At 59.0% G+C, this 22,322-nt stretch carries 18 protein-coding genes and 1 pseudogene; 8 read left to right on the top strand and 11 right to left on the bottom strand.

The window, feature by feature from the left end:
* Nucleotides 1-294: 294 nt before the first annotated feature.
* A complete protein-coding gene (locus H1B27_RS24375) occupies nucleotides 295-2,064 on the bottom strand; it encodes an ABC transporter ATP-binding protein (protein ID WP_376708996.1) in 1,770 nt (589 codons plus the stop codon).
* Between the two features lie 1,022 nt (nucleotides 2,065-3,086).
* On the opposite strand from H1B27_RS24375, the gene H1B27_RS24370 reads away from it, so the two are divergent.
* The 3 genes from H1B27_RS24370 (at nucleotide 3,087) to H1B27_RS24360 (ending at nucleotide 7,198) form a co-directional block, all read left to right on the top strand.
* Complete coding sequence (locus H1B27_RS24370; RefSeq protein ID WP_197967792.1) at nucleotides 3,087-3,377, top strand: hypothetical protein; 291 nt, start codon at nucleotides 3,087-3,089, stop codon at nucleotides 3,375-3,377.
* Between the two features lie 1,040 nt (nucleotides 3,378-4,417).
* Entirely contained in the window at nucleotides 4,418-5,335 is a 918-nt protein-coding gene (locus tag H1B27_RS24365; RefSeq protein ID WP_197967791.1) for a TauD/TfdA dioxygenase family protein, read from the top strand.
* A gap of 132 nt (nucleotides 5,336-5,467) precedes the next feature.
* A complete protein-coding gene (locus H1B27_RS24360) occupies nucleotides 5,468-7,198 on the top strand; it encodes a carbohydrate porin (RefSeq protein WP_246515668.1) in 1,731 nt (576 codons plus the stop codon).
* Between the two features lie 506 nt (nucleotides 7,199-7,704).
* On the opposite strand, the gene fdxB is transcribed toward H1B27_RS24360, so the two are convergent.
* The 8 genes from fdxB to nifD all read right to left on the bottom strand — a co-directional run bounded on the left by fdxB (nucleotide 7,705) and on the right by nifD (nucleotide 15,407).
* Complete coding sequence (fdxB, locus tag H1B27_RS24355) at nucleotides 7,705-8,004, bottom strand: ferredoxin III, nif-specific (RefSeq protein WP_197967790.1); 300 nt, start codon at nucleotides 8,002-8,004, stop codon at nucleotides 7,705-7,707.
* Between the two features lie 12 nt (nucleotides 8,005-8,016).
* Entirely contained in the window at nucleotides 8,017-8,217 is a 201-nt protein-coding gene (locus H1B27_RS24350) for a CCE_0567 family metalloprotein (protein WP_197967789.1), read from the bottom strand.
* A gap of 10 nt (nucleotides 8,218-8,227) precedes the next feature.
* Entirely contained in the window at nucleotides 8,228-8,698 is a 471-nt protein-coding gene (locus tag H1B27_RS24345; RefSeq protein WP_197967788.1) for a NifX-associated nitrogen fixation protein, read from the bottom strand.
* A 6-nt stretch (nucleotides 8,699-8,704) separates the two neighbouring features.
* The gene (gene nifX / locus H1B27_RS24340; RefSeq protein WP_197967787.1) at nucleotides 8,705-9,100 is read right to left on the bottom strand and encodes a nitrogen fixation protein NifX; all 396 of its coding nucleotides are present in this window, start codon (nucleotides 9,098-9,100) and stop codon (nucleotides 8,705-8,707) included.
* Nucleotides 9,097-10,500 (bottom strand): nitrogenase iron-molybdenum cofactor biosynthesis protein NifN, encoded by a 1,404-nt coding sequence (nifN, locus tag H1B27_RS24335; RefSeq protein ID WP_197967786.1) that lies wholly within the window; start codon nucleotides 10,498-10,500, stop codon nucleotides 9,097-9,099. Before nifN ends, nifX begins: the two co-directional genes overlap by 4 nt.
* A 9-nt stretch (nucleotides 10,501-10,509) precedes the next feature.
* Nucleotides 10,510-12,180, bottom strand: coding sequence for a nitrogenase iron-molybdenum cofactor biosynthesis protein NifE (gene nifE / locus H1B27_RS24330; protein WP_197967785.1), 1,671 nt, complete (start codon nucleotides 12,178-12,180; stop codon nucleotides 10,510-10,512).
* 96 nt (nucleotides 12,181-12,276) lie between these two features.
* On the bottom strand, nucleotides 12,277-13,833 hold the full coding sequence (nifK, locus tag H1B27_RS24325) for a nitrogenase molybdenum-iron protein subunit beta (RefSeq protein WP_197967784.1): 1,557 nt from the start codon (nucleotides 13,831-13,833) through the stop codon (nucleotides 12,277-12,279).
* A 71-nt stretch (nucleotides 13,834-13,904) separates the two neighbouring features.
* Entirely contained in the window at nucleotides 13,905-15,407 is a 1,503-nt protein-coding gene (gene nifD / locus H1B27_RS24320; RefSeq protein WP_197967783.1) for a nitrogenase molybdenum-iron protein alpha chain, read from the bottom strand.
* Nucleotides 15,408-15,882: 475 nt separating this feature from the next.
* Between nifD and H1B27_RS24315 the strand changes: the two genes are divergently transcribed.
* Nucleotides 15,883-16,680 (top strand): calcium-binding protein, encoded by a 798-nt coding sequence (locus tag H1B27_RS24315; RefSeq protein WP_197967782.1) that lies wholly within the window; start codon nucleotides 15,883-15,885, stop codon nucleotides 16,678-16,680.
* A gap of 647 nt (nucleotides 16,681-17,327) precedes the next feature.
* On the opposite strand, the pseudogene H1B27_RS24310 reads toward H1B27_RS24315, so the two are convergent.
* Both H1B27_RS24310 and H1B27_RS24305 read right to left on the bottom strand, forming a co-directional pair.
* Nucleotides 17,328-17,462, bottom strand: a pseudogene (locus H1B27_RS24310) (aminotransferase class V-fold PLP-dependent enzyme); the annotation flags it as partial.
* A gap of 272 nt (nucleotides 17,463-17,734) precedes the next feature.
* Nucleotides 17,735-17,929 carry a 4Fe-4S binding protein gene (locus H1B27_RS24305; RefSeq protein WP_197967780.1) on the bottom strand — a complete coding sequence of 65 codons (195 nt, stop codon included), beginning with the start codon at nucleotides 17,927-17,929 and terminating at the stop codon, nucleotides 17,735-17,737.
* A 726-nt stretch (nucleotides 17,930-18,655) separates the two neighbouring features.
* Here H1B27_RS24305 and H1B27_RS24300 point away from each other — a divergent pair.
* The 4 genes from H1B27_RS24300 (at nucleotide 18,656) to H1B27_RS24285 (ending at nucleotide 21,858) form a co-directional block, all read left to right on the top strand.
* Complete coding sequence (locus H1B27_RS24300; protein ID WP_197967818.1) at nucleotides 18,656-19,348, top strand: response regulator; 693 nt, start codon at nucleotides 18,656-18,658, stop codon at nucleotides 19,346-19,348.
* Between the two features lie 189 nt (nucleotides 19,349-19,537).
* Nucleotides 19,538-19,813: a hypothetical protein gene (locus H1B27_RS24295; protein WP_197967779.1), complete on the top strand. Its 276-nt coding sequence runs from the start codon at nucleotides 19,538-19,540 to the stop codon at nucleotides 19,811-19,813.
* 98 nt (nucleotides 19,814-19,911) lie between these two features.
* On the top strand, nucleotides 19,912-20,181 hold the full coding sequence (locus tag H1B27_RS24290) for a hypothetical protein (protein WP_197967778.1): 270 nt from the start codon (nucleotides 19,912-19,914) through the stop codon (nucleotides 20,179-20,181).
* 1,431 nt (nucleotides 20,182-21,612) lie between these two features.
* Nucleotides 21,613-21,858: a hypothetical protein gene (locus H1B27_RS24285; protein ID WP_197967777.1), complete on the top strand. Its 246-nt coding sequence runs from the start codon at nucleotides 21,613-21,615 to the stop codon at nucleotides 21,856-21,858.
* The last annotated feature ends 464 nt before the right edge of the window (nucleotides 21,859-22,322 follow it).

The following is a 22,322-nucleotide window of genomic DNA, read 5'->3' as shown; positions in this document are numbered from 1 at the left end:
AAGCACCCGTCCGCGAAGATTCATCGACAAGCGGTTTCGCCATGCCCGCGGGCGTCCCATCGCGAGCCGCTTTCATCTCCAAACCGCTGATCTGGAGCACATCCTGACGATTCAGGCAGCCGGGTTTATCCTTACATCGGCGAAACAGCTGTCTCTGCGCGAATACGCGAGTTTCGTGAAGCTCAGCTCGAGACGATCACGAGACCAGCATCGCGGCGATTTCGCGGTTCCGCTAAACAAAGCCCAGCGACGTCGCCTCGAACGATTGAGATATCAATTCTATGATCCCTGCGGCTAGCCTGCCCGCGAGATATGGCTGAACTCGGTGACCTGTCTCTCGAACAGCCCGCGATAGATTCCGCCGGGCCGCTTGGTCAGTGTAAGATGCGTGCCTTGCTCGACGATCTGGCCGCGGTCGAACACCAGGATACGGTCGAGGCCGCGCACCGTCGACAGCCGGTGCGCGATCACGATCGAGGTCCGTCCTTTCATCAGGCGCTCCATTGCCTGCTGGATCAGCGCTTCCGACTCCGAATCAAGGCTCGCGGTCGCCTCGTCCAGGATCAGCACCGGCGCATTGGCCAGGAACGCGCGCGCCAGCGCCACGCGCTGCCGCTCGCCGCCAGAGAGCTTGACGCCGCGTTCGCCGACCAGGGTGCCGTAGCCCTTCGGGAGGCTGAGGATGAAGTCATGCGCGTTGGCAAGCCGCGCTGCCTGCTCGATTGCCTTCAGGCCGGCGCCGGGCTGGCCATAGGCGATATTCTCGGCGAGCGAGCGGTGGAACAGCATCGGCTCCTGCTGCACAATTGCGATCTGGCTGCGCAGCGATTGCTGCGTGACTAGCGCGACATCCTGCCCGTCGATCAGCACGCGGCCGCCAGAGACGTCGTAGAGCCGTTGCACCAGCTTGACGAATGTGGTCTTGCCGGAGCCGGAGCGGCCGACCAGGCCGACGCGCTCGCCGGCGCGGATGCAGACCGACAACCCCTCATAGAGTGGCGCGCAATGGCCGCCATATTGGAAGGTGACGTCGTCGAACGCGATCTCGCCGCCCTCGATCAGGATTGGGCCCGCATCCGGTGCATCCTCGATCCCGTTCGGTACGTCATGGATCGCAACCAGCTCCTCCATATCGTTGACCGACCGCTGCAGGATATTGATGTGCATGCCGACGTCGCGCAAATAGGCGTGGATGACGTAATAACTGGTCAGCACATAGGCGACGTCGCCGGGCGAGGCCTGCCCCGACATCCACAGCAGCACCGAGACCCCGATAACCGACGTGCGCAGACCCAGCAGCAGCAACAGCTGCGATATCGCGTTGCAATTGTAGCGTAGCCAGCTCCGCCGCGCGCGCACGCGCCAGCGGTTGATAACGCGGGCGAGCCGCGCATCTTCGCGCGCCTCCGCGCCGAACGATTTTACCACGGCATTGCAGGTCAGCGCATCCGCGAGCGTACCGCCGATCTTTGAGTCCCAGGCATTGGAGACACGGGCAGCTGGCGTGACGTAGCGCGTCGAGAACTGCGCGGTCAGCACGACATAGAGCACCCCGCCGAGCGCGATCACCACGCCGAGCGAGGTCCAGCGCATGCCTAGCAGGATCATCGAGCCGAGCAGCACGCCGAGCGAGGGCAACAGCACCATCATGATGGTGCTGTTGATCTGTTCGACCGCCCACATGCCGCGCGTGATATCGCGCACGGTCGAGCCGGCGAAAGAGTTGGCGTGCCACTCGGTCGAGAAGCGCTGAACGCGCATGAATGCCTCGCACGCCACGTCCGACATCGTCTTGTGCGTGAACGGCACGATCCCTTGCAGACCTACCAAGCGCAAGGTGATCGATGCTAAGCCGAGAGTGACGATGCTTGCGAAGGCAACCAGCACCGCATGTCGCGTCGCCAGGTCGTAAGGGCCCGACGTCAAAGCGTCAACCAGATGGCCGGAGTAGACCGGCATGAACAGGTCGACCGCCGCTCCGCCAACAGAGCCAATGACCACGATGGCGGCCCGGTAGGGCTCGAGCAGCCAACGACGCAACACGAACGGAATCACCGCGTGCATCGCACTCCGACGTTTGTCAGCTGGGGCGCTCATAGCTCAATCCGGCCATGCTCACCGCGCAAGCTGGCTCTTTCTGAATTAACCGCAGCGTCGCAAGGGCGCGAGAGATCGCCGGTCCTCGGTCGGCACCCCTTCGCGGAGCGAGACGCTCGACGCCAACAGCCCAAGTTGGTCGGACCTGGAAGCCTGGCATTCTTGGCCGACCGGGAACGCCCCGCCTTTTCCACCATACGGCTTCGGCCTTTTTTCATACAGAGCGTTCTGCTCCTGGGAAGACTTCTCCTTCGAGCGATCGCAGTCATCGGAAAGCAGGGTGTCGCGCGCCCGCTCGGCGATCGCGAGGGAACGTCCATCATGGGTTTCCGTGATAACGAAGATCTCGCGCTTGGAGTAACCCTGGTAGTTGCAGACGGCGGGTCAACATGTCCATCAAGTTCGTTCGCGCGCAGAAACTTAAATTGCATTCCGATTTCCCAGACGCATGACATGCGCAGCGTCATGCCCCCACGATTGCCATATGTGCGCCGAAACGATCAATTGCTAAGGTTAGTAGTTGACTGGGGCGTAAGGCGTTCATGCGGGTGCACGTAACGCGGTTTTTACAGGCTCTGAGTGAGTACGTCCCGTCGTCTGGACGAACCCCGAACATCTTGATTGGCGGCGGCGGCGGCGAATTACGGAGAGTCATGTCCTCGGTCATGCGTCGGAGGACAGGGCTGGCCTGACCCATCCGAACGCCTCTTGTCTGAGGGTCAGAGTCTGAAAGTCCTCAACCCTCTCAGACAAGAGGCGACCGTGCAAATTCTCCTCGCATGTCACAATGCGTAGGCTTCTCATTCCCGCCTCGGCTACCGCAGGGTAGACTGAAGGGCTCCTGACGGAGGGCTTACGAGGCGTTGCGATACCCCGCGCGGCATTTTTGCCTTCGCCGGTCGAGCACCACTTTTCATTCGGCAAGCAATTTGCATCGCGTATCGCGCCACCGAAACGGAGGCATTGTCTTAGCTAGAAGGATCATTCTCATGACTGGAGCCAAGCATGACGCCGTCAAGCCGCTGGAGGTCGAGACGCTTCTCCTAATCGCTCGACACGAAGGTGCGGCCACAAGGCAGCGCGATTTCGAAGCTCACGGCAGTTTGAATTCGACGTCCCATCACGAGCGAGACACGGTCATTGGACTATTCAGCCAAGAACCGAACAGCGAGAGTCGCCAGCGCACCCCATTTGCGAAGCTGGCGTGGTCCATTCTCAGCCGCCTCACCGATCCATTCCTCTCATGGGAGCCAATTCATCCGCTCCATCTCATACTCTAAAGCGCGTTGTCAGGCGGCCAGCTAAATCGCCGCCCGTCCCCAGCTAGCCTCTCGGTCTCGGGGACAGGAAGATGCAGACCTGCTGCACCGCCTGATGAAGTCCAGCTTTGCAGGCCTTTCGTCCCAGCGAGCTTGGATCGGTCCAGACTGGCGGAGGTAACCAGATTGACCGATTCCAGGAAGGCCCGCACGGGGCTCCGCCGTGCGGGCCTTTTTATTCTCAGGTGTGTCGGGCGTCGTTCGCGAGCGGCGGTATGGGCCACGTCGCCACCCAATAGAAACCACATCGCAATTCGATTTCGCTCGCACAAGCGGCTGGTTGTGGCGTGCCAACAACCGGCATTGTCGCAAGTCGCACCCATTACGCTCCGAACCGACGTCGCTTTGGCTGGTGTTGAACATCATCCAACGGCCGGGGCCAGAAAGACATCCGAACCATCAAAAGCTGGATCTGCCATTCTTTGTGCGGCGTCTGCATGATCCGGCTCACCGCTACATGCATTTGACCTTCTCACCAAGGAACGGCACGGAATCGAGATACACCCTGGTATCAGTAACGCTTGCTCGTGGTACTCGCTCCACACGCACGTAGCGACGACCATATTCGCTGAAAATGGCGCACTGTATCGCTACTTGCGCCAATCGCACATCGTCAAACGCCAGCGGCGACGCAATAGATTAGATCCTCAGCTCTTCTACTGCCACGGCTGCTGAGACATGCCCCATGGGGATACAAGGGGTCTGACGGGCAGCATCCCCTCGTCAATCTCGCATGAACGTGAATAGGCCTAGGTCAACTACCAGTCTTTGTAATTGTCTGAGGTGACTGGGCATGTCAAACGGCCGGAAAATTAGAAAATGAGACGTCGTGCAGGTCAATCGTGGTCTCGTTGTTATCGCGTGAAACGCGCAGCAACGGGTCCATTCGCAGCGGCAATTGATAACGCTGCATGTGCCGTCCGATTCTGCGACTTACTCATTCGCGTCCCAGCCCAAAAGGTTGGTTTTGCGAACAGATGCGTTTTCAGGAGAATGACAGCATGACCAAGATATCCTCGATCAACAGTATCATTCCGCAAGCCGACATCGCAAAGCGCGCGGCGCGGATCGGCGCTGAAATCAGGAACATCAAGCTGTCGGGCGATTTGCCGGCGGAGACGATTACCGCGATCAACAGCCTGCTGCTCGAGCACAAGGTTCTCTTCTTTCGCGATCAGGGCCATCTCGACAACGCAGAGCAGGAGCGCCTTGCCCTTCGTTTCGGAACGCTTATGGCGTATCCGATACTCGGTGCCATCGAGGGAACGGTATCGATGATCGAGCTTGATTCCGCGCGCCCCCCTCGCCGAGCCGACCTCTGGCACAGCGACGGGACCTTCTTCGAGGCTTATCCTAAAATCGCGGTCCTGCGAGGCGTTGTGATCCCACAATTTGGCGGCGATACGATCTGGTCAAACACCGCGGCCGCCTATCTGGACCTCTCCGCGCCGCTGCAACGGCTTGCCGACGAACTCTGGGCGGTTCACAGCAATGCGTTCGACTACTCCGTCATGGCCAACAGCGAGGCCGACAAAAAGCATCTCGACGAGGTGTTCGCCAGGACGGTCTATGAGACCGAGCATCCCGTCGTGCGTGTCCATCCCGAAACTGGAGAACGCGCGCTGGTGCTCGGCGACGTGGTGCAACGCTTGGTTGGCATCCCGAAATACGACGGCCAGAAGCTATTCACCCTTTTCCAGTCCCATATCACCGCGCCCGAAAACACCGTGCGGTGGAGTTGGAAGGTGGGCGATGTGGCGATTTGGGACAACCGCGCCACGCAACATTATGCGGTCAGGGATTACGGCGACCAGCGTCGTGTCGTTCGCCGTGCCACCGTCGCTGGCGAGGTGCCCGTCAGCACCGATGGTCGATTGAGCTCGATGCGCATAAAGGCCGGCAAAGAGCCGTCCGCGTAAGTCGCCTAAGACTTTCACCATAGAGTCAAAGATCCCGCCGGCGCAGACTCTACTGCTCGTTCGCTCTAGCAGCGTCAACGGGCGTAGACCGATGCCGGTATTGAACAATGTCCTTTCCCGGCGCCTGCAGCGATGATCTCTTCTCCGACCGCGATCTCCCCTTGCTCATGGAAGTCCATATCGCGCTTTCTGACGCAGCACCTTCCGGGCGTTGCGAGTGAGCTACGAGCCAATCTGGTCGGCGCACAATCTATCAAGGCCAGCAACAAGGAGGGGAAACTCGGGTCGCATGCGCGCGTGGCGATGACGGTTCGCACTCGCTCGGCTGCGGTTCCGGTCTTTAGCACTCGATCAATTATCTCGAAAACCGGGCTTGCCACCGCCGTCTGTGCGGCGAGTCTCGTCTGCAGCTCGGCCTTCGCAGGGGCAGAGAAAATATCAGACACCAGGAGCGAGGCGCCGGATGAGGCTCCTGGACCAGCAATTCAAAAGCAGAGCGGCGCGATCATCAGCATCCGAAGCCGTCGGATCAACCGCACGGCGCCTCTCGCCGCCCCCTCGGCGCCGGCACGAGCGACCAATACCCCAGATTCGCGGCACGATCGTCCGGACAAAGTTGCTGAGACTAAGCGCCGAGAGAAGGTCGACCCGTTCGCGAAATTCGATCACCTGCGTGAGAAAGGCATTTGGCTCAATATACCCGGGCCTGCGGATACGATCAATCAGGATAAGGGTGGAGTTAGGTCTGCGCTGGCGAATCTCGGGATCGGCTATGTGGGCTGGACGCAAAACAGCTTGATCGACAACCGAATGCCGAATGCAGCCAAGAGCACCATCTTCAATCAGCGGTATATTGGCGAGAGTCCGACATTCGGTACCGTAAATTCCATGATCGTGACCTACGATCTTGGCCGATTTGGAATTCCTGATGGTCAGATAACCATGGGGGTCGAGCAACAATATTGGACGCGGAAGCCTGCCGGGCCAGATCGGGTGGGAATCAATACAATTGCCTATTACCAGACGTTCTTCGACAGGACGCTCGAACTCAAGATGGGTTACCTCGGAAATCATGACGAATTCTTGGGAATGAATCCGTTCGGGCCGACGCCGGTCATTTTATCCCAAGCTGGAATGAGCAACAATTCCGCGCCGACGCCGGCTCTCAACGTGAGGTACAATCTTGACGACCGCCTCTACAACAAGATTTCGATCCAGCGCTCGGTCAGTCCGGATGGACAATTGGCGCACATGAGCGAAAATCCCACCGGCTTGAACTGGCGCACGGCCAATGCCGGCATTTTGCTGCTTGATGAATTTGGATACAAGAACAAGGCGGCTGTGGGATCACCCGAGACCTGGTTGCGGGCCGGAATCGGTTTCAACGACAGCCGCTATCCGCACTTGGCATATCCGATCCAGCCGAGAGCTAACGCAAACAGCGCCTATTACGTGGCCGTGGACAGGCAGTTTTGGCAATCTGATGCCGAGGGCTCGCCAGCTCGGGGGATCTATGGTGGGTTCTCCGCCATGTACGCTCCGTCTGACGTCAACAAGGTCAGCCACTATCTCGAAGTTCGTCTTTATGCGAAAGGACTATTTAGCAGCCGGCCAGGTGATCAGATTGCCATTGCTGCCACCAACATCGCTTGGAGCCATTTTGCAGTCGATGCCGCCTTGGCTAAAGGCGATCTCGTCCATCGCGATAGCACTGCGATCCGGGGAAGATACACCGCACGGCTGGCGCCAGGGGTTTATGCAACCCTGGGCCTGCTATACATCAATAATCCGACAGCCATTACCTACACACGCCAAACCGGACATGCCCTGAACGTCTTGGTGTCGACATCAGTATTCTTCTAAGTCCGTTGGTGGATTCTGCCGCGAGTACCACGCCAGAGGCAGTTGCCGAGTTCTGAGCGCGAGCTGCGCAAGGACTCCGCCGTCGCCAGGCCACCGCGAGCTTCAGTCGAGCATCGAGTGGTCCCGCTCCTAAATGCGGCGGCACGAGGACCACGGCGGTGATGCCATCCACGCCGCGCACGGAGATACCATCCATTGTCGCATGCGCTTAGCAAACCCTTCCTTGGGGCAAGTCCTGGCCAGTCTTCTCGCCCGTCCATTGATCGCTCCAACATGAAGTGAGCGTACCTTTACGGACCGGACATCGTCATCAGGTCTCCGTCAAGGGAGACGGGCATGTTCGTGTGTTCGGATGCTCATCGAAGCGGGCCTAGCTACTGTCCGCGGCTTTCGCCAAATTGCGCCACCGAACACGCAGCATGAATTTGCAGCCGCCGAAATTCTTTCGACCACGGCTCCGCACCGAGCGTCCGTCCTTGTCCTCCACAGACGAACGAAGCCGGCCGTCAAGCCCCTGCTGTCGCGGCGGCCGCGTGAGTCTGGCAGCTGGTCGGACAGACCCGGGCGCAGGCGCCGCAGCCGATACAGGCACCCTCATCATTCATCACCATGATTTTCTTTTCGATCTCATCGTCCTCGTCGCTGTCAAGCTCGACAAGATCGCCCTCCTCGTTGATCCCTTTCAATATCATGACATGGCGACCACAGACCTTGAAGCAGCGTCCGCATCCGATGCATTTTCCGGAATCGATCGAGACGAGATAATCGGGCATCCAGCCGCGGCCGTCGCGCGTTGCAAATGACATGCTTGTATACCCTTAGGCCCTTTCCTGCGCCTTGAGATCCTCGCGCTTTTTCTCGAGCTCGGCAAATGCCTCATGTGCTCTTTGCGCCACCACCATGATCGAGCGCCAGTTGAGCGGCAGTTCCTCTGACAGGTCGTGCAGGTCCATCTTGGCCTGTGTCGCCTTGGCTGACAGCTTCTTGATGTCTGCCTTCAGCCTTTCAAGCTCGTTCATGTTCCCGCCCTTAATAGTTCGCCGCGTCCGGAAACTTCTGGATCATCCCGATCCCGTCTGCGACATATTTGTCGCCCTCGGCGGCGAGCTTCGCAAGATTTTCGAACCCAAAGCGATGCACATCGCGCAGCTGCTTGTTAACTGCGATCAAGCGGCCTCCGATCAGCACCATGCGGCCAAAGCCTTCATGATGCATCTTCAGTAACGGCTGGATCATCACCCCGGTCGCCTTCTCGATCGAGAGCGCGACCGCATTGAAGAACAACTCCAGGCGCCATACCGTGTCCGGATCTGGATCGCCCACGATCGGCAGCGCGTGCCGCTTCTCCTTGTCCAAGATATAGGGCTCGAGCAAGTCGAGATCGCTCTTGCCCTCCCAAGCCCCATGGCTGTCCTCAGCGCGCCAGATCTTGACCAGCTGCTTGACGAACGGCGCATCAAGAGCAGTATCGGGTTGCCTCGCTTCTGCGGCCTCAGGCATGTGATCTCATTCCTCGAAATCGAACGTGCGCTCCTTGGCCTTCGCCAGGGCCTTGCGGATCCAGGGGGGCGGCGTGCCCTTCAGCATCCGTTGGAGCTTCCCCAGCAGATCGAGGATGTTCTCCGGCTTATCCACCTTGATGGGGTGGATTTTATTCGCCACCACCCGCGCCGCCCCGGAGCCGCCGATCGCAATTACATAGAGGATGGCGCAATCCTTGATCGCCTCGATCTTGGGCGCGAGCTTATCCTCGTTGCCGTCTTCCTTGAGGTCGCCGTCGAACTGCACCGCCTTCAGAAAGACGTGACCGTCCGGCCCGACGTCATAGATCACAATGTTCTTGGCCCAGCCGAAATGCGCATCGACGCGCCTCAAGTCCTGGGTAGCGAACGCGACCTTCATGCAATCGACCTCTCTGATGCGTCGGTGTAGCTGCGTCCGGACTTGAGAGGCGGTGTTGAGGTCCGCCAGCTGTCGGGGCAGGGCTGATGATTTTCCTCGCGATCGGCGATGAGAAGGTTGGTGATCTGGAAGATCAGATCGCGCGTGCCGCGATACCCAACGGACAGCTGGTGTCCTGCGCCAATCCGGTCGAACATCGGAAATCCCGCGCGATGAAACGGGATCTTCAGCCGTTCCGCCGGTTGGCGGCCATGCGAATGCGTGATCAGCAGATCGCAATTCTGTCTCCGAGCTCGCTCTTCCAGATCCTCGAGATCGCCGATCAGCACCTCGTCGGTCCTTATCCGCTCCAGCACCGGCGAGGGCGTGGTCGTCACAGCCGCCATGACCTGCGCGCCCATGTCGTGCAGCATGCTGGACAGGTCGAACAGGAGGTCAGGCTCTGCACCGATCGCGAGCTTACGGCCGCCGATCTGGAAATGGGCGTCGAGCATCGCATCGGCGAGCTGCCCGCGCTGGCGCCGGTATTTTGGTGGCACAGGGCGGCCGCTGATCTCACTCAAGAAAGCGATGAATTCATCGCTGGGGAGGAGGCCGCACAATCGCTCGAACAGGCGAAACGGCACCCCGGTCCTGGTCTGCATGGCCTCTGCCGCCCGCCGCATCTGCGCACCGATGGCAATGGTCCAGCCGGACTGGCCCATGCTGGCAATTTCCTCAATGCCGATGCCGCCGATGGTCGTTGACGTAAACTCCTCAGGGATATGCCCGTCCAGCGATCCCGCAAGGTCAGGCAGAAAGCTTGGCTTTAGTCCGAAATCCTCCAGAATCGTCCTGATCTCATCGAGGTCGGCGGGCGTCAGGTGACATCCGGGAAGGACATTCACTCGCGCCGGATCGCGCTCTACCTCGCTGGTCGGCGCCCTCACCAGCATCTCGACGATGCGCGCCACGGTCTTTTCCCAACCGTCCTGAAACGCATCCTTGAAATCGGGCGTCGAGACATGGACCAGGGGAAATGTGGCAAGTTGCGGATGCTTCTTGCGGATCAGCTTGATGGTGCCGTCGATATCGTCGCCGTTCGTTTCCGTGACCCCGGTCGAGCAGATCCCGATGATCTCCGGCTTGGTTCGATTGTGGATGTTGAGGATGGCTTGCTCGATATTTTCATACCCGCCGAGCACGGTTGTCACCTCGCTCATCGCGGTGGTCTGCAGCGGGACCGGCTCCTTGAAATGCCGCACGAACAGCGTGAGCCCAAACGAAGTGCAGCCTTGCGAGCCGTGCAGAACCGGCATCGCCCCACGCAGGCCCATGAACGCGAATGCGCCACCGATGGGCTGGCTCATTTTTAGCGGGTTGACCGTGCAGGCCTTGCTCGGCGTGCTGACGATAGCCATGACGCCGTCCTATTCCGCGGCCTGCTGCATGGCAGGCGGCTGGGAGCCCGACATCGCCCTCAGGATGTCCTGGATCCGGCTCCTGCAGCAACCGCCGAACGCGTTGGTGTGCAGTCTGACAGAATCGACGCTGGTCAGACCGTGCAAGCGGATTGCATCCTCGATCGTGCCGCGATCGACCGTGTTGCAGAGACAGACCCTTTTTGCGCGGCGGCTCACCTCTAAAAGCGCGGGGGGCTCGGCAGCCTGCCCATCCGTCTGCGCAAGGACCATGGGGTTGGGGTGGCCATGCTTTGCGATCCCGTCCCATGGGGCCGGCCGGCGCAGCTGCTCCCACATCGGGTTGAACAGCGCCTTGTCGATCTCCGCGACCAGATTCACGATCCCCAAATAGCCCATATAGGCATGAGAGCGCTCCTGGTTGATGTCGAGCCAGGGCATCGCCGCCTTCAGCGCCACAAATTGCGACTTGCCACCGGAGAGCATGATGTCCGCTTTTGCGCCCTTCAGCATCTTGTAGATGTCGCGAGGCGCCATGTCGTCGATCATATGGGCATCCTGCCCCATCCGCTGCTTGATGCGCTCCTTGTCTTCTTTTGTGGATTTTTTGACGCTGGTGCCGACCAGCTCAAGGCCAGCCTCCTGCAACGCGGCCAGCACGGACCAGGATTTCACACCACCTGTGATGAGGAGTGCTCTCTTTCCGGCCAGGCGGGGCCTGTAGGATCCGATTTTCGCCCACGCGCGCGCCTCCTCCCGCGCTATGACCACCTCGGTACGGCCGATCAGGTCTTCCGGTGCCCCGCGCGCGACCAACACGCGTGCAATGTTGCGCAGGGCGTCGCTGGAGTCCTGGATGCCGTAGAACGAGCCTTCGAAGAACGGGATGGCGTAGCGCTCTTGCATCTTGCGCGCCACATTGATCATCGACTTTGAACACACCAGCATGGCGGCGCGCGCCCGATGCGATGAGGCAACTTCACGATATTTCCCATCTCCGGAAATGCAGGAGAGGATGCGGATGCCGAGCTCGTCCAACAGCGGCTTGACTTGCCACAATTCGCCCGACAGATTGTATTCGCCGATCAGGTTAATGTCGCAGGGCGTGGTGTAGTCCGGCTCTTCGGTGCCGATAACATGATCAAGCAATGCTTGGCCCGCAAGCTTGTTGCCGAGGTTTTTCGACCCTACGAAGCCTGGCGAATTGACCGGAATCACGGGCTTGCCGAACTTCCGAGAAGCCGCCTTGCAGACGGCATTGATATCGTCGCCGATCATGGCCGGAATGCAGGTCTGATAGACAAAGATCGCCGCCGGATCGTATTTCGCCAAGATCTCCCTGATGGCCTTGTAAAGTCGCTTCTCGCCGCCGAACACGATATCGGTTTCGTTCATGTCAGTGGTGAAGCCGGTGCGCCAGATGCTGGCACCGGACGAAGCTGCACCGCGGTTGTCCCAGGAATTGCCCTCACAGGCGATGGGTCCGTGCACCAGATGGGCCACGTCGGTGAAGGGCTGCAGCGCGATCTTGGCGCCGTCGAAGGCGCAGCCGCCGGCCGCGCTGCCCGGCTTAGGTTGCTTGGTGCAGCCCTTCTTGCGGTCAGCCTCCGACTTGTCAGCGTTTTTGGCGCAGCCCGGCTCGTTGAAGACGTCCAGGATTCTGGCCGAAAGCGAACTCATCGCTCTCTCCTCTCAATCGCGATTATGTGAAAAACGGCGCGTCCTTCTCAAGCCATCGCCGATCTTTGCCGGCGATGACTTAAGCGTCTTTCGTCATCAACGAATGATGTCAAAGCTATAGTCGGTGCCTGCCACGCTGGTCTTCCTGTCGATCTCGTCAAAGATCTTGTCGAGGATCTTCACCAAAACGTTCATGCCGCCTTGATAGCCCCACACCGGAGAGCGGTGATGGTGATGGCGATCAAAAATGGGGAAACCGATGCGGATCAGCGGGGTGCCGGTATCGCGCTCCAGATATTTGCCATGCGTGTTGCCGATCAGGAAGTCGACCGGTTCCGTGAACAGCAGCGATCGCATGTGCCAGAGGTCGCGCCCTGGGTAAGCATGGCAGTTCTGCCCGAACGGCGAGCTCGCAAACAACGCCTGCATTTTATCGTGCCAGGCCTTGTTGCCGTTCGTGGACAGCACATGGACCGGTTCGGCGCCCAGTTCGAGCAGGAAGGCAGTTAGCCCATAACATAGGTCTGGATCGCCGTAGATCGCGAATTTCTTGCCATGGATATGTGCGCTGGAGTCGGCCATCGCGTCGACCAGGCGGCCGCGCTCTCGCGCCAGTGCCTCGGGAATTTCCTTGCCGCTGATGCGCGATAACGCCATGAGGAGCTCGTCGGTCGCGGAGACGCCGACCGGATGATTGAAAGCAAGGACCTCCTGGCCATGGCCGGCGATGAACGCAAGGGTCTTTTCCGTGCACCATTGCTGCGCAGATATCGTCGCCTTGGCGTGAACCGCGTTTGCGGCGTCTTCCAACGTGGTGCCGCCGTCATACATCCTGAACTCGCCGTCGGTCGGTGTATCGAACACATCGGAATTATCAGCGAGGATGGTGTACTGGACGTCCATCAGGTCGAAGATGCGCTTGATTTCACGGGTATTGCCAACAGTGTAGCCGTCAAAGCCACCGATAAAGTTGATCTTCTCGTTGGGGGCGCGTTCGAGCTTCGGTGCTGTCCCGGCTTTACCGTCCCAGAAATGCTCGAGGATACCCTTCAGCGCATTATCATAGCCCGTGATATGGCTGCCGACGAAGGCTGGCGTGTGCGCGAATGGCACATCGAAATGCTGCGGGACCGATCCCTTCTCCTTGGAGGTCTTGATAAAGGCGTTGAGGTCATCCCCGATCACCTCCGCCATGCAGGTCGTGGAGACCGCGATCATCTTGGGCTTGTACATGTTATAGCTGTTGGCGAGCCCATCGGTCATGTTGTTTAGGCCGCCGAACACTGCGGCATCTTCGGTCATCGACGAGGAGACGCAGGAACTCGGCTCCTTGAAGTGCCGCGACAGATGGCTGCGGTAATAGGCGACGCAGCCCTGGGAGCCGTGCACGAAGGGCAGCGTGCCCTCGAATCCGACCGAGGCGAAGACCGCACCAAGCGGCTGGCAAGCCTTGGCCGGGTTTATCGTCAGAGCTTCCCGCGCGAAGTTCTTTTCGCGATATTCGGGCGTCTTCGACCATTCCCTGATGCGTTCGACCTCCGCGGGATCTTGAGCATTCTCGAACATCTTCTTCTTGTTGGCCAGCATCTGCTGGTATTCCGGACCGCGGAACAGCTCGACATGATCGAGCACGTGTTCTGCATTCTGCGTCATTTCGTGGGAATCCTCTTGAAAATCGTGGTCAATGTCGGCTCGACGTCTCTGAAGAGAGGCGGAGAGGCCACCTATTCCGCAGCCATGAGCCTCGGTTCAGCGGCAGCCTTCCAGGGCGCCTTGGTCTTCCTCCAGACTGGCGAGTTGATGGCCATGTCCATGTCGCGCGCGAAGATCGGAAAGCCGTCATAACCGTGGTACGGACCCGAATAGTCCCAGGAGTGCATCTGCCGGAACGGCACACCCATCTTCTGGAACACATATTTTTCCTTGATGCCCGAGCCGACCAGGTCGGGCTGCATCTTCTCGACGAAGCGCTCGAACTCATAGCCATTGACATCATCGTAGATGAGCGTGCCGTCCTTGACGTAATGCTGGGCGGTTCGCTGATAGTCATCGTTGTGGCCAAACTCATAGCCGGTGCCGACGACTTCCATGCCGAGGTCCTCGTAGGCTCCGATCACATGGCGTGGACGCAATCCGCCAACGAACAGCATCACGGTCTTGCCTTCCAGGCGGGGGCGATATTTTGCGACCACCGCGTCAACAAGCGGCTGGTATTTCGCAATCACCCGCTCGGCTCCTTCCTTGATCCTGTCGTCGAAATAGCCCGCTATCCTGCGAAGTGATTCCGCGATTTTGGTGGGTCCGAAGAAATTGTATTCGCACCATGGAATGCCGAACTTCTCCTCCATGTGACGGGAGATGTAGTTCATCGAGCGGTAGCAATGCAGTATGTTGAGCTTCGCCTTGGGGGTGGCCTCGAGTTCGGCCAGCGAGCCGTCTCCGGACCACTGGGCGATGACGCGCAGCCCCATTTCCTCCAGCAGGATCCGAGACGACCAGGCATCACCGCCGATGTTGTAATCTCCGATGATCGCAACGTCGTAGGGCGTCGGCTCGAAGCGGGACGACTTCTCGGGCGTGAGCCTGTCGAAGACCCAATCGCGCACGGCATCGTTGGCGATATGGTGCCCGAGCGACTGCGAGACGCCGCGGAAGCCCTCGCAGCGAACCGGCACGATCGTCTTGCCGCCATATTCTTTCGACTTGGCCTTGGATACTGCCTCGATGTCGTCGCCGATCAGGCCGATCGGGCATTCCGACTGGATGGTGATGCCGTTGTTGAGCGGGAACAGCTCCTGGAGCTCGTCGATGAGTTTGACGAGCTTCTTGTCGCCGCCGAACACGATATCTTTTTCCTGGAAGTCGGACGTGAACTGCAAGGTCACGAACGTATCGATACCGGTCGTGCCAGCGTAGTAGTTGCGCCGCGACCCCCAAGAGTACTGGCCACACCCCACCGGACCGTGGCTGATGTGTATCATGTCCTTGATCGGCCCCCAGACCACGCCCTTGGAGCCTGCATAGGCGCAGCCGCGGATCGTCATCACGCCGGGGATGGATTTGAGATTTGACTTAACTCCGCAATCCGCCTTCCCTGCCTCATGAACGTTCAGGTGCTTGGCGCGCCGTTTTGCAGTCTTGTCAGGATAGACCGTCAGCACCTCCTGGATGAGTTCCTTATTGCGGGCCTTGATCTCTTCAATGCTTTCGGTCGTAGCGAAGCTCATGCTGATTACCTTTGAGAGTTAGCGCGACAGTGCTCGGCCAGGAGTTTAGCAACGACCGTGCCAGCCGCGTGCAAGCGCAAAAACTAGCGGAATTGGAAGCACATAGCTTTGTCGGCAAGCCCGACCGGACTGTGTTGCAAACCCGACATCGGGAGCTTCCCCATAGACGGACTCGTTTGCGCCTGTTCGATAGAAAACAGGACTAGCGTGTCATGCACCGCTGATATTCGGCTGCAAAGCGTTAGCCTTGGGTGGGCTTGGCGCGCCCGCCACCAACTGCATCGTGGCCGGGCGGGCACCAGCTTAAACCGGTCGCACCAGCTGATGCGCTGAGGTGTTAGGCCAAAGAAGCGCGCGTGGATGTATCCGCCAGGTCGATGCGTTCTATCAAAACAATGAATTATTCTAATCGGCCGATGAGCAATATGAGCGAGCCAGGTGGCGTGGTGGGGCTGTCTAACAAGGAGTATTCGCGGTGGACAAAACAGTTGTTGGCGGTCCGGGCAGCAATAGTCTCTTTGGCGGCGACGGTAACGATATAATCATCGACCCCAAGGGCGATGACTGGATCGACGGTCGTGCCGGAAACGACGTCATCTCGGCCGGCGAGGGCAATGATCGAGTCTTCGGTGGCGAGGGCAACGACAACGTCTTCGGCGACGAGGGTAACGACTTCCTCTACGGTGACATCGGCCCCGACAAACCGCGAATCGTCAATGAGGGCAATGATAAACTCTACGGCGGTCCCGGCGACGACGTCCTCTTCGCCGGTGACGGCAGGGATTCCCTGACGGGAGGCACCGGCAACGACACCTTTGCGTTCCAGTTCCACAACCCGATCTCCGGATTCGACAAACAGTACGGGCCGGACCCCGACCATACCACTATCGTGGATTTCGACCCGGCACAGGACACCTTCTCATTCGACGCGGTCGGCTTTGGCAGCGACGGGCTCAACGCGAACTTCCTCAATCACGCGCGCTCTGGCAATCAGGTGGACACCTTCTACAGTGGCCCGACGTCAGGTGCTCACGGGGAACATGTCGTGGTGATCACCGATCGGGGTTTCTCCAACGGCTCTGACGCAGCCAGCGCCATTTCCGCGGCCCCCGGCGACATTATCGTCTACTTTGGATACAATAGCATGAGTGCGAATCTGGCCTACGTCACCTCCGCGAACCACGTGGATGAGTTCGCCCACCTGAGCAATGTGCACAGCGTGGACGGCCTGGCCAGCTTGGGCCTGAGCGCATCGGACTTCACATTCCACTGACCCGCGCAACCCATGCTGAACCGCGCCCGCCCTTTTCGGGCGGGCGCTTTCGTTTTCCGCTGCTGCCAGGGCAATGGCCGGCGCAGCGTGTTCTGCTTGATGAAGCTGTGCGAAGCGCGCTGCCCGCAGGCCCGATCCCCTGAAGCTCGTCGGGCGAACACCCCAAAGTCAATCCATGAGTTTGCTGCCGCCACTTGATCTTTTTTGCCTCTGTCCGAGATCAGGATGACTTCATCGAAGCCGCAGTACGCTTCGCGTCGAAGGGTATGTCGGGTGCAGTCCGGGTCTCCGGTTCGGTCGTTTTGGTGGCAAAATAGCGGCCACCGTCTTCATCCCGACGACAGCAAGGGCGAAGACCGGTCTGGATCCGGCGCGTCGTAGCGCGCATCACCGCGAGCAGGACCTGCGGATTGAAACGTGACTTGGCAGGGATGATCGTGAAAGCTCCAGCATTGCAACCGGATTTTCATGTCGCTCGCATCGGCCAATGCCGCGCCATTGTCCTCCAGCGCGCGTGCCCTCGTTTTTGGTCGCGCCGAAGAACCGCCTCAACCACGCCGGCAGAGGCCACACGCTAATAGGATTACACGTATTGATGCGGCGATGCGACGGAGCCATCCGTTGCCGCTTGGGGCACCACCCTCCGTTTATGCGAGCAATTCATCGACCGCAATAGCAGCCCGCGCGAGTGCATCAACATCTGCATGCGTGTTGTACAGCGCCAATGACGCACGGCACGTGGCCGGCACGCCGAACCGCTCGATCAGCGGCATCGCGCAAAGGGTGCCGGCGCGCCCAAAATCCCGAAGATTTGCAGCTCCAGCTTGTCGCCGATCTTGGTCTCGTCAGACAGGAGCAGCGCCCGCGTTTACCCTGCCCTGCGATTTCCGTGGGTTTCCGATGATGCGCTCCTGGAACACGGAATGGCCGGGATCCACCACGGACTGGAACTCTCTTTGCCAGCTCACCGACAACCAAGTCGCCGATAAGACAGGCTGCAGCGCTCGATTGTGGGACCGTGCTGCTCGCACCGGCCATCCTCATCAGCGCTCCGCTAGACTGCAACACACGTGTTGGGAACTGGGCTGACAGCGGCGCATTGTGGCGTGTCAGAATGTCCTTCGCATTCGGTGCACTTCTTCGTATCGATCACATATATGTCACGCTTGAGGTTGACTGCTGCGTTGGGGCATTCAAACTCACATGCGCCGCAGGCGGTGCACTGGGACGCGACTATCTTGTAAGCCATAATGGTGATTTCCTGGGAATGCGATGCGGGACGGCTTTCGCCCTTTCAAGGCACGTGCCAACTCCAACGCTCCAGTTGTCTTGCGTATTTTCTGGTCTTGCAGGTGTATGGGCCGAGCAGCGTGTCACAAGCCGGACCTTGGGGGCCCGAGGCCTCATCTCAAAATGGCAGCACGCTCCGCCCCTTCGGAAAGGCCGCCCTAACCGGGATGCCTTTAGTCTCTCGACTTGCTCTCGCTGAGCGCAGCATCGAGCTGGACGCCCGTTATCCCGACTATCAACGCAGCGGGCTCTACCCCCACAATCCAAACCAATTCCGTCGGCGCTCGACGGCTTGCACCCCTCAACATTTCGTTCTCGTTGCGCAAGCCCTGGCGAATATCTGGATAATCTCGAAAGGGGTCCACGGATGGGCTTGAATCGCACGTAGCGTCAGATTGTAGGTTTTCCGACACGGACTGCGAGACGCGTCGGTCGCATCGGAACATCCTGACAGCTAGCAGACTTGCGAATGTCTCGAACCCTTAAGCTTGCACCGCAACCTCTTCAAGCTTCGCGCGGTTGCAGGTTATCAACATGGCCGGTGGGGAAGCGGGAGAACCACCGCCGACCCACTTGCGCCAGGACCAGGACGGTCAGTTGGAGATCAAAGATGGCTGTGTTGGCGTGGCTCTTGTCGGATCGGTGAACGACCTGAATTCGTCGCAGATTGACGAAAGAAGATGAAATGCGAACACTCTTGGTTGATCATCACACCGGCTATGCGCGTTCCGTCCAAGGAGCTCTGTTGAATTGCGGGTTCGCCGTCGACGTGACGCACACTCTGGATGAAGCGGCGGCCGCTGTTGGTTGCGCGCGGTACGACATTCTTCTTCTCGAGTTGGCTCTACCCGATGGGGACGGCTTGGACTGGCTGAAGCAGTTGAGGCGAAACGGAAAGGCGATGCCCGCGATGGTGATAAGCGATCTCAACGATCTCGATCGCCGGATTGCAAGTTTCAACGGTGGCGCGGACGATTTCATGTCCAAGCCTGTGTCCACTGAAGAACTCATCGCCCGGATGCGAGCCATGTTGCGGCGATCAAACCAAATGACGGCGCCACTTATCGGGCTTGGGAATGTCGAGTTCGATCCGATCGGCCGGCAAGCTTGGGTTGATGGCCGGCCGCTAAGGATCGCACGCCGTGAATTGTGCATTCTGGAGCATCTGCTCAGTCATGCAGGCCGCACGGTGCCGCGCGCGTCACTGGAGGATAGCATCTATTCGTTCGACAATGAGGTCTCGACCAATGCGCTTGAAGTCGCAATCTATCGCTTGCGCGGGCATTTGAGGAAGTCCGTTGCGACGCTACGGATCACCACCGCGCGCGGCATCGGCTACTCAGTTGAATTGAATGGCGCGGCATCCGTCCCGCCCTGAGTCGGACTAGACAAGCACGGCTTCCTTGAACATCGGCCGTGACAATCATTCCGGCGACGATCGATGATCATCGTTGAGCCTCGGCCCCGTTGGTTTGCTCTATCTGTGTGACCTCTTTGCGGCCTTCCTGCTATGTCCAGTTCGTGCCGCAGTCCGGATCAAGCGCAATGAATCAAGCGGCGCAGACGCGTGCCGCTCCTCATCGCATCATCGGCAGGCCGGCTTTTCTGCTCGCTCGGCAAGAAGATTCACTTGTCCGTGCCGGTCGCCACACCCCTCCTAGCCGACCCGACGCTCGCGGATCATCAGGCGCCCGAACACCAGACGGTCTTCGTCCCCTTGTCTCCTCTCGGTAGTTCACAGCCTTTCAAAGCAACGGTGCGTTCAAGACAGGATAGAACATTGGCCGGCGCGTGCGACAAGACCAAGACCTACACCTCGGACGAGATCATGATCTGGTGCTGAATCCTTGTCAGCTGGGTCTCGGCGGACAGTGCGAGAGCTGACGGACGTCGGCTCCTCCGACGTTCAGGCATCGATGGCACGCGAACGATATTCGCGCGATGGCCTACCTGTTCTCACCGCACGCAGCCGAGGTTCGCATCGGGCAACCACAGAGCAGTACTCGCAACGAGCTAGCTCTCTATGTCGTCCACACTCGTGCAGAAGTCACGTCCCCGACGAACCGCCCCGACATCTTTTTAGGACCTTACAATACGTATTTCATGTTCCAGGCAAGATTCCGAGCTAAATCCAACGACATCCCAGGCGGCGCAATAAGTGATCAACGATCAAACGGCAGAGGCAACGGCTATTACAATTTTGATGAGTGATCCCGGCTCAAGCTGATTTATTACAGCACGTCCTAGAATGAGTTTGGCGACCTCCGTTCGATAATTAGGAGTTCGCATATCTTCCGGTAGAGCCGCAACTGCGTCGTCAAAGATACGTCCGAGAGCCGACAGCTGTTCTGGATCGCATACGCTGCAGTGATCCTGTAAGACTCGCCCTGTCCCATCACTTATGACCGCCTTGTCGGATCGCTCGTCTCGTTCCGGCCCGAGCCCTGCGGATATCAGCTCGATTGTGAGTTCAGTCAGCAATTGCGTCGCTTCACGCTCGTTCCTGCCATCCTCAATCAGCCTCCTAATCTCTTCGACTTGCTGCCCAATCCTCTGCTTAAGGCGCTGGACACCCGACTTGCAGCGATGAAACTGCGCGATGCGCTCCACGGGGAGAGGTTCAGCTGGACTCGGCTGTTGACGTGTCCTCACTGGAACTACGAAAAACGCTTGACGCGCCTGAGCAGGTGAAATGCGAATAGCCGAAGTGGCAGCGCCCAAAACGCTGTCACTCGATACGCTTATTTCAGGCGCTCTCTTAGTCCCTTCTCCGGACCCGTCCACGCTCATAGTCATGACTGCCTCATGCACCCTTCTTGCACGCGAATTCAAAGATTGAGACCTGCCGGCTCGCAGATCGCGTTGGGCTGCCCGGCTGCCTCACCGATCGACGATCGATCTTGACGACCTGCCGTGCCTCAATTCCATCTCAGCCGGCGCTTGACTATCAGGCGTCCAGGTCGATCGGTAAAATCGATTGTTCTGATCGAATGTATCCACAGCATGGATGCAAAGGCGGACCGTTGTACCATTCAAACCGTAGACGGTGTTGCCTTGACTCTCTTGATTGGCGGCGCACCACTGCTCGCCCGCCCGCCCGCCGATTATGAGAGGTCCTCCGCAAGGAGGCTTACACCGCGCGGCACATCGGACCACGAACCCTGATCAAAGCGCGAGTGCTGAGGTAGGCTAGCGGGCTGGCCGTCTTTGTCAATGATGCTTATCGCTGACGATCACGGCCGCGCGACAGCCGGCTCGGACGGCTTCGAACACGGGCATGGCCGCGGTCTCCTATGCCCGATTGCGCGTTCCGCATCAGCACACGACTTGGAAACTCACTCATGCCGGGACACCTCGTGCTCGATCGAGTTAATTTGGTGGACCCTCCGGACGATCAGCTTTGGCTTTGCAAGACATCATCTGCTGGATCGATTGAGCAGTCCCAACAACATCCTGGGCCGTCGGAGTCAATCCGTGTCAACGGGCAGGCTCAGGCAGAATGGACAGACGCGTCCCAAAGGGTGCGCTGAAAGACGTTGAGCTCGCTTGCGAACCCTGGCCCGCTAAACGCGGATGGATCCGGCCGCATAAAAAAGAGCCCGACCCTTTGGGGGCCGGGCGAAGTTCAGTCTGGGAGGAGCGATGCTTCAAGACATCGCACCAGCTTCCGTCGGCAGATGGAGGGCTGCCGGCGGTTCATTTACGGCGAGGGCATTCGCCGTTAACCGTGGCGACGAGCAGGCCGATATCCATTACGAACACAAAGTGCTGTCGCTTGCGATTTTTCTATTGATGGCGCGAGTCAACAATTCTTCCGCACACTCGCGCGTCGACAAGTCGACCATCGACGTCGTGTTTCTTCATGAGGCCTTCAACACGTCAAAATGAAGGCCATTGCCGGATGACGCCCGCCGCAAAGATGCGTGATGGCACGCCCCTCAAGAACCGACAATCGGCATCTGAGACGGTCTTACATGAAACGAGGCAAACCGGCCTGATGATCTATTTCTCCAGCTGAGCTTTTTTTATCCGCCATCCCGCACGATCGGTAAAATCGATTCTGTCGATGGCGCACATCCAGACAATAAATGGAGAGAATCGCTCCAGGGTTTCGGTCTTGAAATGGAGTTGATCTTGATCTCCTCATCTCATAACAAACGGCTTCGAGCACGCGAGTGAGGTGGTCATTGCAGATGCAATCTGTTGGCACCTTTCTCCGTTCTCAACCCTTGCGCCGGCGGGATACGGAAACGAAAGCTGCACGTAAGCAAGGCACTTGATCTGGATGAGTTTCGAGAAGCGCACGCGGATATTCGGCGTGATTGCTGTTCACCGTGACGAACCTTGAGAGC

This window comes from Bradyrhizobium diversitatis (assembly GCF_016031635.1).
In the GTDB taxonomy this organism is placed as follows: domain Bacteria; phylum Pseudomonadota; class Alphaproteobacteria; order Rhizobiales; family Xanthobacteraceae; genus Bradyrhizobium; species Bradyrhizobium diversitatis.
Note: the sequence above shows the minus strand (reverse complement) of the source record. Positions and strands in the feature narration are given on the sequence as shown.